This is a genomic window from Nonomuraea corallina, from assembly GCF_027620315.1.
GTDB lineage: Bacteria > Actinomycetota > Actinomycetes > Streptosporangiales > Streptosporangiaceae > Nonomuraea > Nonomuraea corallina.
The window spans coordinates 1-711 of record NZ_JAPNNL010000357.1 but is presented as its reverse complement, the minus strand read 5'-3'; the positions used below and the strand labels follow the sequence as shown (position 1 = coordinate 711).

Annotated in this window: 1 protein-coding gene; it reads right to left on the bottom strand. The window is 69.3% G+C overall.

Translation table 11 applies throughout. The features are described 5' to 3' along the window. Position 1 precedes the first annotated feature (1 nt). Positions 2–711, bottom strand: a 710-nt coding sequence (locus OUY22_RS36680; protein ID WP_270159918.1) for a hypothetical protein, incomplete at its 5' end; no start/stop codon positions are given.

Genomic DNA, 711 nt, shown 5'->3' with positions numbered 1-711 from the left:
CTCAGCGGACGGTGGCGGGCTGGGCCGACAGCAGGGTCTGGACCCAGCCGCTGGTGTCGACAGTGCCCTGGCCGGCCAGGTCGGTGCCGTTGCCGTCGTGGGGGTCGGCGTCGAGGTAGCGGTGGAGGGATCCTTCGGGGCGGTGGCCGTAGTAGACGCCGCCGCCGGGCGACAGCAGGTGGTCGAAGGCCTGCCAGGTGGAGTCCTTCAACTCGAAACGGCTGTAGTTCTCCACGCCGTTGATCCGGTAGGAGATGAGCAGGCCGCTTTCGGTGGTGCCCAGGATCCAGTTGGGGCCGGTGGCGGTGAGGGTCTTGAGGGTGAAGCCGCCGCCGATGAGGCCGCCGGTCAGGATGTTGGAGCGGGCGGGCTTGGTGGCGTTGACGGGGTAGCGGCGCAGGACTCCGGCGGCGATGCCGAACAGGTTGCTGCCGTCGAAGGCGAGCAGGTCGTGGGTGAAGCCGGTGCCGAGCAGGATCGGCGGGTTGAACGACAGGCTGGTGTTGTTGGTGATGACGTCGACGCGGTACAGGCGGCCGTCGGGTCCGTCCTCGGTGATGAGGATGGTGTTGAAGTTCAGGGTGGCCATCGCCTTGGGGGTGAAGCCGAGGGTGGCGGTGGAGGTGACCGCGCCGTGGGTGCGCCGGCCGGTGGCGGCGTCGATCGCGGTGTAGGTCAACCGGCCGTCGGGCAGCACCCCGTACACCGAGG